Source organism: Phenylobacterium sp., from assembly GCF_004799395.1.
GTDB lineage: Bacteria > Pseudomonadota > Alphaproteobacteria > Caulobacterales > Caulobacteraceae > Phenylobacterium.
Genome location: NZ_SSMZ01000016.1, coordinates 1 through 12,016, shown reverse-complemented (window position 1 = coordinate 12,016; position 12,016 = coordinate 1). Strand labels below are relative to the sequence as shown.

The following is a 12,016-nucleotide window of genomic DNA, read 5'->3' as shown; positions in this document are numbered from 1 at the left end:
AGATGGGCGTCAGTTGAAGCGGCCCGATGTGGGCTGCGCCTTATGCCCTTCTCCGCTGCCGTCCTTCTTCTCCTCGCCGGCCGGCGGCAGAGGCGGTGGGTTGCACTCGCCGCGCTCGGGTTCCTTGCGGTTGACGGGAACTCGGGTCGGCGCGCCGGCGGGCTTCAGGTACCTGTCGAACCAGTCGATGGCGGCCGTGACCGCCCGCTCCCGCTCGGCGCCGTAGATGTCATAGTGGGTGCTGTTGGGCAGCATCACCATCTTGCGCGGCCCCTGCACCCGCTCGCAGGCCAGCTGGCCGTTGTTGGTGTTGGCGAACAGTTCCTCCTTCTGAGCCAAGACGAACAGCGCCGGGGCCGTCACCTCGTTCGCCTGCTCCACCGGCGCCCAGCGCACTGCCTTGGCGCCCACCGGCGCCCCAACCAGGTCGCCCCCCTGGCCGCTGGGGACGCGCGCTCGGTCGGCCGGATATGGCGCCTCGCCGGTGGCGATGCGCGAGGCTGCGGCGTCCGCGTCCGCGACGGCCTTGGCGGGGTTCGGCTGGTAAGGCTTGTAGGGGCGCGTATCCGCACTGGTCACCTCGCTGACCAGCGCCTTGACCCTCGGCTCGCGGGCCGCGACATCGATGACGTGGCCCCCGGAAAGGTCGGAGCCGAGGACGCCGATGCGGCCGGCGTCGACCATCGGATCGGCTACCGCATAGCTGAAGGCGTTGAACCAGTCCTCGACCTGCTCCCAGGGATCGACATAGCCGCGCAGCTCACGCACCTGCGCCGTGAACGCCCCGTCCGCGGCGGGCCGCTTATCCGCCAGCATCACCCGGCCGTCGCTGTCGCCCCACCCGCGGTAGTCGAACAGCATGACCAGATAGCCGGCGCGCGCCAGGTCGACCGCGTCCTGGCGCAGATTGGCGGCCGTGGCGCCCCAGCCGGGCGCGACGATTACCGTGGGCAGCTTCCGGCCCTCGTTCCCGGCCGCCCAGAACCATTGGGCCGTCAGCCGCACGTTCTCGCTCAGGAAGTCGGTGGCCTTGAAGCCGATCCCCTCGGGGGGACGGTAGTCGCGCGCCGAGGACAGGCCCTGCAGGGTGGCGGGGTCGATCGCCGGGACCCTGGGGGCGCCGCCATTCAGCGGTATCGGGAGCTGCGCGGGGCCGCCGCCGCCCAGCGAGATCGTGGTCCGCGCCAGCGCGAAGGTGGGCAAGGCGAGGACGAGCACGCCAGCGCAGGCCAACAGGGCGAAGCCGGATTTCATGGGCTGCTCGGCGACCGCGGCTGGACGGGCCACCTTGAAATACTGGGATCAGCGAAAATAGTCATCGTAAACGCCCAGGACTCTATACTGCATCTCAAGCTTAACATCGCCCTCCTTCTCATGCAGGGTGACGGTTCCACTGTACAGCTCCGGCGTTACTCGCTTCAGGGCGCCGGTTTCTGTCGGCCCATCCCAATGATCGCCTGAGGCGGAGATTCCGCAGGGCTGGAAACTCCGAAGAACATCTCGCTGCGCTTCGGTGGGAATCGTGTCGGCTCCGACGGGAGGCATCCAGGCCGTGCTCAGGTTGCTGCGCAGCCAGACGGTGTTGATGCAGTCCCCGGTTGGCGCCCGGAAAACCCGAACCGTGCGGGAATAGGTCCAGCCCGAACCGTCGAAGACAGCGGGCCTCTGGTAGATGTTGAAGACGATGCCCAGGCGGAACGCCGGCTGGTCGGGCGGCCGCTTGGGGGCCGCATCCGGCTTGGGCTGCACGGGCTGGATCGTTTCAACCTTTTCCTTCCGAACGGCGTCCTGGTTCATCAGCATGAGAGCGGCCACCAGGATCAGGAACAGGAACAGGATCCCGATGAAAAGGTCGGTGAAAGACGCGAACGGCCCTTCATCGCCCGCCAGTTCCGCGGAGCCGGCGCGTCGCCGCGCCCGTCCAGGCATCACGCTCCGCTCCCTCGGGGCGGCGCCGGTCCAAAGGAGAGGACAGAGTCCTTCGCATTGGCCTTGATGGCCGCGGCCGTCTCGGCGATCGCCGCGTTGAGGGGCTCCAGATCCAGCTTCTGAATCCGCGCGAAGACGGCCTCCTTCACGAACCTGAGGTCGGTTTCGCCCTGGCTGGCCAGGCTGGGGTCCGGCGGGCACCAGGCGGCGGCGATCTCGGGATCGGTGAGCGCCCGGTCGAAGGCGTCTCCGAGGCGCACGATGTGCTGAGCTCTCTCCGAGCCGGCGCGATAGATCTGCACGATCAGGGCGCAGCCGACGCCCACCGCGGAGATCCAGAACTTGTTGGCGGCCGTCGCCAGCAGGACCTGGATGAAGTCCCGCATGTGCGCGCTTTGAGCCTCGGCCGATCCTTGCGCGGCGCCGATGTTCGCGCTCGCGATCGTCAGCGCGGCGATAAGGCCCATGAATGTGCCGAGAAGCGACACGCGGATGATGAAGTCGCCAAAGCCGCTCAGGCCTCTATGAAGGCGCCGGTACTCGTCTTCCAGCATCGTCCTTGCGGGACGCAGGCCCTCAAGACTGTGGCGTTGGGCAGGCACCGCCGCCATCACGCCCAGATAGCTGGCGGTCGCCCTTGCGGTTGAGGATTTGGGGTTCCGCCAGACCTTGTGTTCCCCAAGATCGTCTGCACGGCACGCGTCATGCGTGAGAATGCGGGCGCCCGTGGATTCGTTCAACAAAAGCAACTGCGCGATCCTGCCGGACGCGTCACGAGAATGGGCGGCATCGACAAGCTTGATGATTTCGCGAGATACCTTGGTTTCCGCGATTATCGAGGCCTGATTTCGAACAATTGCGATGGCGGTCAGTAAAACCAGTACCCCGGAATAAACGAAAAGAAACGAACTGGACGCAAATATTCTAGCTATATCCACGAATGCTTCCCCCAATTGCGCCGCGCTGTGTTCGGCTGGACCCCGTCCGTCCGCCTTCAGCGACCATCCTTCAAGTTTCAAGGCCACGCCGTGCGACAAGGCCTGATGCTGGCTGGACGATCACTGCGGCCAACAGAAGCAGCCCTAAGACGACAAGTCGGTCGCTGGCGCCGCGGCGGGAATAGGACACCGTCCGGTGAGTCGCGAATGTCCTGTTTGTGGCGTGGCCGCAATGTCTCCGACGGGCGCCTAGGCGTCGCGCCTTGAGGGCTGCCGAGCTCGGTCTGCCGGGTTACGGTGGCAGGGCTTCAAACAAGCGCCTTCACGCCACCGACGACTGCGATGGCGCCGAAGCCTGGCGTCGAGGCAAGCATCTCCCAGACGCCACCCGTTCTATTCCACCGCCTTCAGGATGGTCTCGACGGCGGCCATGCGGGTGCGCACGTCCGACAAGGTGGACTCCATGGCGGCCAGGCTGGTCGCGATCTGCGACTGAGCCGCCGAGGCGCTTTCCGCGAGTTGGCGATAGGCCCCATCGTCGGCCAGCCGCGCCTTTGCCTGCTGGATGGCCGCGTAATAGCGCACGCCGAAGACGATCAGGATCGTCGCCAACGGCAGCACAAGGGTCAGTAGATAGAGCACTGTGGTCATTGGAATCCTCTAGGTCTCGGGTTTGGCGGTGAGTGTCTTGGCCGCGTCGGCGACGGCCGCCGGCGTAAGGTGAAAGGCGAATTCGGTGACTTCAAAGTAGTTGAGCGCCTTGCCGTCCTTGGACAGCTCGAGCTTGCTGGTCACCAGGCCGGCGTCTTGCAGCTTCTGCAGATGCAGATGCAGCAGGGGCCGGCTGATGCCGATCTCGCGCGCCAGTTGGCTGACGTAGTTGCGACCGCCGCCGGCCAGCGCGGCGACGACCCGCATGCGGTGCGGATTCGCCAAGGCGGCCAGGGTCGCCAGGAGCTGGTCGCCGTTGGTCGTGACCCCGGTATTCGGTTTCATATGTCAGAAATACCTGACGCATGTCAGAGGATCAATTGATTATTTCACAGCGTCCTGAAGCGCCGTCGCCCCGGAGCCCAAGGCCTGCTGGGGGAACGCCTGCCGCCCCGGACCGCTCGCCGCAGAGCGAGCGGAGGAGGAGGCAGCCCCGCCCCCTGTGGCTCAGCCGTTCACGCGCCCAACACCTCCTGATCCGCGCAAACCTCCCCCAAACCCGCTCATCCCCGCGAACGCGGGGATGAGCGGAGTTGCGTGTGCTTTCAGGAAAGCGCGCCTTGACGCCCCGGCCTCCCTGCCGTTCAAGCGGCGCTCTAATGTGAAGGAGCCCCGCCATGGCCGAAGATCCGCGAGACTGGGACGTCGAGACCCGGCTGGTGCGCGGCGGCATGGCCCGCAGCCCGTACGGCGAGATCTCCGAGGCGCTGTTCCTGACCCAGAGCTTCGCCTACGACTCAGCCGCGGCCGCCAATGCGCGGTTCGCCGGCGACGAGCCGGGCTTCATCTACCAGCGCTTCGGCAATCCCACGACGCAGATGTTCGAGGACCGCCTGGCGCTCCTGGAAGGCGCCGAGGTCTGCCGCGCCACCGCTTCGGGGATGAGCGCGGTGCATGTGGCGCTGACCGGCCTGCTGAAGGCGGGCGACCACCTGGTGGCGGGGCGCGCCCTCTTCGGCTCCTGCCGCTGGATCATTTCCGAATGGCTGCCCCGGTTCGGGGTCGAGACCACCTACGTCGACGCCACCGACCTCGAGGCCTGGAAGAATGCGGTGCGGCCCAACACCAGGGCCTTCCTGGTGGAGAGCCCGGCCAATCCGCTGCTGGAGGTGACCGCCATCGGGGCGGTGGCCGAGATCGCGCATGCAGCCGGCGCCAGGCTGGTGGTCGACAACGTCTTCGCCACCCCGATCTTCCAGAAGCCCCTGGCGCTCGGCGCCGACATCGTCGTCTATTCGGCCACCAAGCACATCGACGGCCAGGGCCGGGTGCTGGGCGGGGCGATCCTGGGCGCCGAGGCCCTGATGACCGAGGCCTATAAGGACATCCTGCGCCACACCGGTCCGGCGCTCTCGCCGTTCAACAGCTGGGTGCTGCTGAAGGGCCTGGAGACCCTGGACCTGCGGGTGCGCCGCCAGACCGACAACGCCGCCAAGGTGGCCGATGTGATCGCCGCCCACGCCAAGTCACGCCAGACCATCTATTGCGGCCGGCCCGATCACCCGCAGGCGGCGATCATCGCCAACCAGATGACCGGCGGCGGCAACGTGGTGGCCTTCGACCTGGGGTCGCGCGAGGCGGCCTGGAAGTTCCTGGACGCCCTGCAGATCGTCGACATCTCCAACAACCTGGGCGACGCCAAATCGATGGCCACCCATCCCTGCACCACCACCCACCGCTCCATGCCCGAGGCCGAGCGGCTGGAGATCGGCCTGACCGAGGGCTGGGTGCGGATGAGCGTCGGCCTGGAAGGCGCGGGCGACCTCAGCCGCGACGTCAGCCGGGCGCTGGACGCCGCCTGAAGCCTTCGCGCCGGGGCGGCGTTGTGCCAGGATGGAGGACATGATGCGGATGCGGACAGCAGTGCTGGGCGTGGCGATTTCGGCGGGCCTGGCCGGCGCGGGCCTTTGCGCGCCGAAGCCTGCGGCCAAGCCCGCCATCGTCGATCCGCCGCCGCCGGCCAGCCTGGACGTCGGCGACGTCGAGGCCTGGGCCTCGGCCTACATCGACCGCGACATGTGGACCCTGATCACCCATGACGTGGAAGGCGCGCGCTTCGTGCGCCCCGAAGGCGGCAAGGCCACGGCGCCCTTCACCATCGAGGCCGATATCCGCACCGAGCTGTTCCAGCCGGTGAAGATGGGACCCGGCTGGGCGCGCTCTGGCCTGGCGCACTGGTCGGTCGACTGCGCGGGCACGCGCTACTCGGTGCTCAGCATGACCATCTACAGCCACAACAACCTGCGCGGCGAACTGGCCAAGAAGCCCGCCGCTGACCCCGCCTGGATGACGCCCAACGAATTCCAGACCGCGACGATCAAGGTGATCTGCAAGGCCGTCCTCAGTGGCAAGCCCCTGGAGCCGGCGCTCGGCGCCGCCCCTGCCACGCCATCCTGACGGCCGCGGCAAACATGGTTTCCGCCCCGGTAACCTTTCGCTAGTCCCCGCGAACTAGGAGTGGAGCCGGACCCGCCACGTCGGCTCGTCTTGCGAGAGATCCCGGCATGGCTTCGTCTGCCCGTCACGCCCATTCCGAGCCCACACCGGCGATCGCCGAGACGGCGGAGGTCACCGACCTCGTCCGCCACGGCCTGCGGCGCTTCCAGGAAGGCAACTTCGAGCAGGCGGCGCGGATCTTCACCGCCCTGGTGGGCGGCGCGCCGCATCTGGCGCTGTCGTGGAACCACCACGCCATGGCCCTGATCAGCTTGGGACGGCAGGTGGAGGCAGAGCGCGCTCTGCGCCGGTCGGTAGCGATCGATCCCACTCAGCCGCAGGCCTGGAACAGCCTGGCCGGCACCCTGGCCCAGCTTGGCCGCTTCGAGGAAGCCGAGGCCGCCTGCCGCGCCGCGCGCGCGGTCGGCGGCGAGACCGGCTCAAGCTGGCAGATCATCGCCATGGCCCGCACCGCCCAGGACGATTTCCCCGCCGCCGCGGAGGCCTTCGCGCGCGCCATCGAGCTGGACGGGCCAAGCGCCAGCCTCTGCGCCAACCTGGGCGCGGCGCTTTTGAAATGCGGCCGCTTCGCCGAGGCCGACGCCGCGCTGGCCTCCGCCGCGGCCTTCGACGACGCGACGCCAGCGATCACGGAGGCCAAGCAACTCAGCGGACTGATGACCGCCGCCCTGGCCGGCGAACCGGACGCGGGGCCCCAGACGCCGGACGCGCATTTCAAGACCGCGCTTCTGCTGCTCGACGCCGGGGACGAACGGGCGGCGGCCGCGCGGATCGGCGAGGTCTGGGCGCACCTGCGGCCTGAGAATATCGAGGCGCAGCACCTGCGCGACGCCATGTCGGCGCGGGCCGTTGAGCGGCAGCCGGCGGCCCTGGTCGCCCAGCAGTTCGACGCCCTGGCCGAGTCCTTCGAAGAACATCTGGTGTCACGGCTCGGCTACGACGGCCCGGCGCAGCTTCGCATCCTGCTGGCGGCCTGCGGCGAGGCCGAGGCGTCGCTGGACGTCCTCGACCTCGGTTGCGGAACCGGGCTCTGCGCGGAGGCCCTGGCGCCCCACGCCCGCCGATTGACCGGCGTCGACCTGTCGGGCGCCATGCTGGCCAAGGCCCGCGCGCGCGGTCTCTACCAGAGCCTGGAACAGCGCGACCTGCTGGACGCGCTCGCCACGCCCGGCGCGCGCTGGGACATGATCGTCGCCTTCGACACCTTTCCCTATCTAGGCGCGCTGGACGAGACCTTCGCGGCGGCGGCGCAGGTCCTGCGGCCAGGCGGCTGGTTCGTCTTCTCCACCGAGCACGCCCAGGGCGACAGCTACCGGCTGCGCGGCAACGGCCGTTTCGCGCATGGCGCGGAATATGTGACCGCCCTGGCGGCCGGGCGTTTCGAGATCGTCCGCCGCCACACCGCGCCCCTGCGCCGCGAGGCCGGCCGCACGGTGGATGGCGGCTACTACCTGTTGCGGGCCCACGCCAAGGTCTAGGCCGCAGGCGCCGTTTCGAGCGCGGCCGGCTCCACGGCATAGGTCTTGGAGCAGTATTCGCAGGTGACGCGGATGCGTCCATCGTCCTCGACCATCTCGGCCCGCTCGGCGGCGTCGAAGGACTTCAGCACCGTCTCGATGCGCTCTTGGCTGCAGCGGCAGAAGGCCCGCAGCGGCTGCGAGCCGAACACGCGCACGCCGTCCTCATGGAACAGCCGGAACAGCAGGTGCTGAGACGACAGTTCCGGATCGGTCAGCTCGTCCTCGCCGACGGTCTCAAAGAAGGCCTGAGTGCGCACCCAGGCTTCGGTCGTCGACCCCCGCGCGTCGTCCTCGGCCACCGACTGGATCAGCATGCCGCCGGCCCGCCACAGCCCGTCGAACTGACCCACGGCCAGACGCACGCGGGTCGGCGTCTGCTCTGACTGGGCGAAGTACTGCTCGGCGCAGAGCGCCAGCGTCTCGCCCTCGATGGCCGTGACGCCCTGGTAGCGGTCCATGTCCGGGCCCTGGTCGACGGTCATCATGAAGTGGCCGGAGCCGAGCAGCGACCGGGCGCCCGGCCGGGCGAACCCACCGCTGACCGCCGCCACGGCTTCCGCGTCAAAGCCGCAATAGCCGCGCAAGCCCCCGGAGGTGTCGTAGTCGGCGACCACGAAGCGAACCGGCCCGTCGCCGCGCGCCTCGATGATCAGCCGCCCGTCGAACTTCAGGTTGGAGCCCACCAGGGCGGCCAGCGCGCAGGCCTCGCCCAGCAGGTTGGCGACAGCCTCCGGATAGGCATGCGCGCGCAGGATCTCGTCGATGGCCGGGCCCAGGCGCGCCAGGCGCCCGCGCACGGGCTCGCCCTCGATCTGAAAGGCGGTGACGGCGTCGTCGGGAATGGGAGAGGAAGAAGGCATCGCGCCGATATAGGGCAGAACCGGCGGATTGCGAGCGCGGCGAAGCGCCCGATCGACCCGATGACGACATGCCGCCAATCCGTGTTAGGCAAGCTTCAGCATAGGCAGCCCTGTCCGAGGCAAGGCATGGAAGTTCATAAGCCGAAGCCGATCCACGGCTGGCGCGAGTTCGCTAAGGAAGTCGGGATCATCGTGCTGGGCGTGCTGATCGCGCTGGGCGCCGAGCAGACCGTCGAGATGCTGCATTGGCAGTCGGCAGTCGCCGCCGGACGCGAAGCCCTGTATCGCGAGATCGCCTTCGACGATGGCTACTTCCGCGACCGCGTGAGCCTCGCGCCCTGCATGGATCGGCGGATCGCGGCGGTGACGAATCTGCTGGACGCCGCGGCGGCCGGAAGACAGCCGAACGGCCTTGGCCCGCCCAGCTTCATCGGACCCGGCCGCCTTACGCTGCAGGCTCAGTGGAACGCCGAACAGGCGTCGCAGACCCTGACGCACTTCCCGCGGGCGGAACGCGCCAAGCTTGGCGTCTGGTACGATCAGTTCCAGTCGATGCGGGTCTGAATCGAGTCCGAAGAGCAGGCGTGGGCTCACCTGGGAACGCTGACATCCAAGGGTCCGCTCAACCCGCCGGACGTGGCCTAGCTGCGACAGGACCTGCAGACGGCGCGTTACCTGGAATACCGAGTGTCGCTGAACGCCCAGCGTGAGCTCGATCTCGGCCGCGAGCTCGGCGTGGCGCCCGACCCGCCACGCCAAACCTTCATCGACGACATCTGCAAGGCGCCACCCGGCCAGCCGTTGTCCGAGGCGTCCTAGGTCTGGCCGTCAGATCGCACCGAAGCACCAGGCGAGGATCGACTTCTGGGCGTGCAGACGGTTTTCGGCCTCGTCCCAGATCAGGCTCTTCGGCCCGTCGATCACCTCGTCGGTGACCTCCTCGCCGCGGTGGGCGGGCAGGCAGTGCAGGAAGACCGCGTCGCCCTTGGCCAGCTCCATCAGCTGCTCGTCCACCTGATAGGGCTCGAGCGCGTCGATCCGCTCGTCGTGGTCGGTGTCGCCCATGGAGACCCAGGTATCGGTGATCACCACGTCGGCGTCCCTGACCGCCTCACGCGGGTCGTCCGAGGCATGGACCTGGCCCTGCTCGGCCGCAGCGCGCGCCAGGTCATGCAGGTCGGGGTGATAGATGGCCGGCGAGGCGATATTCAGCCTGAAGCCCAGCTTGGGCGCGGCGTGGATGAAGCTGGCGCAGACATTGTTGCCGTCGCCGACGTAGGCCAGCGTCTTGCCCGCCACCGGGCCGCGATGCTCCTCGATGGTCAGGAGGTCAGCCATGATCTGGCAGGGGTGGCTCCTGTCCGACAGGCCGTTGATCACCGGCACGGTCGAGGCCAGGGCCAGGCGCTCGACGTCCTGGTGGTTGTTGGCGCGGATCATCACCGCATCGACCATGCGCGAGAGCACGCGCGCGGTGTCCTCGATGGGCTCGCCACGGCCGAGCTGCATATCGACGGCGTTGGAGATGATCGCCGAACCGCCGAGCTGGCGGATGGCCGCGTCGAATGAGAAGCGGGTGCGGGTCGAATTCTTTTCGAAGATCATCGCCAGCACGCGGCCCTCGCCCGCCGCGTCGGCGTCGGGCTTGCCCTTGGGCCAGCCGAGACGTGCAGCCTTGCGCGCCTTGGCGTCCTCCAGGATGGCGCGCAGGTCGGAGCCCTGCAGCTTCCAGAGGTCGAGGAAGTGCCTGGGCGGCTGGCTCACGCGGCCGCCTTGGCCTTGGCCCGTGCGGCTTCGCAGGCGCCTTCCAGCTTCTCGACCGCCTCGCTGGCCTCGGCCAGGGTGAGGTTGAGCGGCGGCAGCAGGCGAACGCAATTGTCGCCGCCGCCGGCGATCAGCAGATGCTGGTCGCGGGCGTGCTGCATGAACTCGCGGTTGGGCGTCTTCAGCTTCAGGCCGATCAGGAGTCCCTTGCCGCGGATCTCCTCGACCACGTCCGGATAGCGTTCGGTGAGCCCGCCGAGCTGCTGCTTGAAATAGCCAACCAGCTCGCGGACGTGCTCCATCAGCTCGGGCTTGGTCAGCTCGGCCACGGAAGCCTCGCCCACCGCCATGGCCAGCGGGTTGCCGCCGTAGGTCGAGCCGTGGGAGCCCACGGTCATGCCGCGTCCGGCTTCCGCCGTGGCCAGGCAGGCGCCGACCGGAAAGCCGCCGCCCAGCGCCTTGGCGACGGCCATGATGTCCGGCGCGGCGTCCTGCGCCCACTCATAGGCGAAGAGCTTGCCGGTGCGCCCCAGGCCGCACTGGATCTCGTCGTAGATCAGGAGCGTCCCGGTCTCGTCGCAGAGCTTGCGGATCGCGGTCAGGTCTTCGGTCGGCCAGGATCGCGCGCCGCCCTCGCCCTGCACGGGCTCCAGCAGGATCGCCGCCGTGGTCGGGCCGACCAGGGCCTTCAAGGCGTCCAGGTCGCCGAACTCCGCATGGATGAAGCCGGGAAGCGGCGGGCCGAAGCCTTCCAGATAGGCGGCGTTGCCTGAGGCGTTGATCGCTCCCAGCGTGCGGCCATGGAACGAGCCGTCGAAGCCGATGATGTCGATCCGCTCAGGCTGGCCCTTGGCCCAGTGATACTTGCGCGCCGTCTTGATGGCGCACTCGATGGCCTCAGACCCGGAGTTGGTGAAGAACACCATGTCGGCGAAAGTCGCGTCGGTGAGCGCCTTGGCGAGCTTCTCCTGGCCAGTGATCGTGAAGATGTTGGAGGTATGCCACAGCTTCTCGGCCTGAGCCTTCAGGGCCGCCACCAGGATCGGGTTGGCGTGGCCCAGCGCATTGACCGCGATGCCTGCCATGCAGTCGAGATAGGCGTCTCCGTCGGCGGTGTAGAGGCGCGCGCCCTCGCCTCGCTCGAACGCCAGCGGGGTGCGGCTGTAGACCGCCATGATGTGGTCGCTGGGAACGGGGGCGGTGGTCGACTCGGTCACCGGAGGAGCCCTCCTAAAACGGAAGCATCCCCGCCGCGTTGCGACGGGGACTGGAAGGCTTGGCGTTCTCGTCTTCAGAAGCCGCCATGTCAATGAAATCGCGTTCCCCTCCCGCTCGTGGGGAGGAAGCCTAGGTCTTGATCTTGTAGCCCGTCTTGAACATCCAGAAGCAGATGGCGCCGAACACGACGACGATGGCGGCGGTCATGCTGACCCCGACCGCGAGCGAGCCCTCGGCGCGACCGATGAAGCCGTAGCGGAAGCCGTCGATCATGTAGAAGATCGGGTTGAACTTGGAGAAGGTGCGGAAGGGCTCCGGCAGCTTCTCCACCAGGTAGAAGGTGCCCGATAGGAACGTCATCGGCATGATGACGAAGTTGGTCACCGCCGCCATGTGGTCGAACTTCTCGGCCCAGAGGCCGGCCATGATGCCCAGGAACCCCATGATCAGGGCCGCGCCCAGGCCGAAGTAGGCGATCGCCCAGGGTTGGGCCATCGGCGGATGCCCGAAGAACAGCACCGCCACGGCGCTGATGGCGCCGACGAAGAGGCCACGCGTGGCGGCGCCGGCCCCGAACCCGACCAGCAGCTCGATGGGCGACAGCGGCGGGGTGACGAAG

14 protein-coding genes are annotated in these 12,016 nt (G+C 68.2%); 5 read left to right on the top strand and 9 right to left on the bottom strand.

All coding sequences use genetic code 11. The features are described 5' to 3' along the window. Positions 1 to 9: 9 nt before the first annotated feature. The 5 genes from E8A12_RS01030 to E8A12_RS01010 all read right to left on the bottom strand — a co-directional run bounded on the left by E8A12_RS01030 (position 10) and on the right by E8A12_RS01010 (position 3,863). Positions 10 to 1,287: a CocE/NonD family hydrolase gene (locus E8A12_RS01030; protein WP_293365897.1), complete on the bottom strand. Its 1,278-nt coding sequence runs from the start codon at positions 1,285 to 1,287 to the stop codon at positions 10 to 12. A 15-nt stretch (positions 1,288 to 1,302) separates the two neighbouring features. Beyond that, positions 1,303 to 1,929 carry a hypothetical protein gene (locus E8A12_RS01025; protein WP_293365896.1) on the bottom strand — a complete coding sequence of 209 codons (627 nt, stop codon included), beginning with the start codon at positions 1,927 to 1,929 and terminating at the stop codon, positions 1,303 to 1,305. Continuing rightward, positions 1,929 to 2,966 (bottom strand): hypothetical protein, encoded by a 1,038-nt coding sequence (locus tag E8A12_RS01020; protein ID WP_293365895.1) that lies wholly within the window; start codon positions 2,964 to 2,966, stop codon positions 1,929 to 1,931. Before E8A12_RS01020 ends, E8A12_RS01025 begins: the two co-directional genes overlap by 1 nt. 294 nt (positions 2,967 to 3,260) lie before the next feature. After that, the gene (locus tag E8A12_RS01015) at positions 3,261 to 3,518 is read right to left on the bottom strand and encodes a hypothetical protein (protein ID WP_293365894.1); all 258 of its coding nucleotides are present in this window, start codon (positions 3,516 to 3,518) and stop codon (positions 3,261 to 3,263) included. Positions 3,519 to 3,527: 9 nt separating this feature from the next. Further along, positions 3,528 to 3,863, bottom strand: a complete 336-nt coding sequence (locus tag E8A12_RS01010; RefSeq protein WP_293365893.1) for a helix-turn-helix domain-containing protein — start codon at positions 3,861 to 3,863, stop codon at positions 3,528 to 3,530. Positions 3,864 to 4,195: 332 nt separating this feature from the next. On the opposite strand from E8A12_RS01010, the gene metZ reads away from it, so the two are divergent. The 3 genes from metZ to E8A12_RS00995 all read left to right on the top strand — a co-directional run bounded on the left by metZ (position 4,196) and on the right by E8A12_RS00995 (position 7,513). Next, entirely contained in the window at positions 4,196 to 5,380 is a 1,185-nt protein-coding gene (metZ, locus tag E8A12_RS01005) for an O-succinylhomoserine sulfhydrylase (RefSeq protein WP_293365892.1), read from the top strand. A gap of 40 nt (positions 5,381 to 5,420) precedes the next feature. Next, complete coding sequence (locus E8A12_RS01000; protein WP_293365891.1) at positions 5,421 to 5,975, top strand: surface-adhesin E family protein; 555 nt, start codon at positions 5,421 to 5,423, stop codon at positions 5,973 to 5,975. 107 nt (positions 5,976 to 6,082) lie between these two features. Beyond that, positions 6,083 to 7,513 carry a methyltransferase domain-containing protein gene (locus tag E8A12_RS00995; protein WP_293365890.1) on the top strand — a complete coding sequence of 477 codons (1,431 nt, stop codon included), beginning with the start codon at positions 6,083 to 6,085 and terminating at the stop codon, positions 7,511 to 7,513. Here the strand turns inward: E8A12_RS00995 and E8A12_RS00990 are convergent. Continuing rightward, the gene (locus E8A12_RS00990) at positions 7,510 to 8,415 is read right to left on the bottom strand and encodes an Hsp33 family molecular chaperone (protein ID WP_293365889.1); all 906 of its coding nucleotides are present in this window, start codon (positions 8,413 to 8,415) and stop codon (positions 7,510 to 7,512) included. The two genes, E8A12_RS00995 and E8A12_RS00990, sit on opposite strands and share 4 nt — an antisense overlap. 126 nt (positions 8,416 to 8,541) lie before the next feature. Between E8A12_RS00990 and E8A12_RS00985 the strand changes: the two genes are divergently transcribed. After that, positions 8,542 to 8,979: a hypothetical protein gene (locus E8A12_RS00985; protein ID WP_293365888.1), complete on the top strand. Its 438-nt coding sequence runs from the start codon at positions 8,542 to 8,544 to the stop codon at positions 8,977 to 8,979. Positions 8,980 to 9,102: 123 nt separating this feature from the next. Then, a complete protein-coding gene (locus tag E8A12_RS00980; RefSeq protein WP_293365887.1) occupies positions 9,103 to 9,234 on the top strand; it encodes a hypothetical protein in 132 nt (43 codons plus the stop codon). A gap of 9 nt (positions 9,235 to 9,243) precedes the next feature. Here the strand turns inward: E8A12_RS00980 and argF are convergent, their stop codons facing one another. The 3 genes from argF to E8A12_RS00965 form a co-directional block, all read right to left on the bottom strand. After that, positions 9,244 to 10,179: an ornithine carbamoyltransferase gene (gene argF, locus E8A12_RS00975; protein ID WP_293365886.1), complete on the bottom strand. Its 936-nt coding sequence runs from the start codon at positions 10,177 to 10,179 to the stop codon at positions 9,244 to 9,246. After that, complete coding sequence (locus E8A12_RS00970) at positions 10,176 to 11,396, bottom strand: aspartate aminotransferase family protein (RefSeq protein WP_293365885.1); 1,221 nt, start codon at positions 11,394 to 11,396, stop codon at positions 10,176 to 10,178. Before E8A12_RS00970 ends, argF begins: the two co-directional genes overlap by 4 nt. 130 nt (positions 11,397 to 11,526) lie before the next feature. Then, the coding region (locus tag E8A12_RS00965; RefSeq protein ID WP_293365884.1) for an ABC transporter permease at positions 11,527 to 12,016 on the bottom strand (490 nt) is incomplete at its 5' end.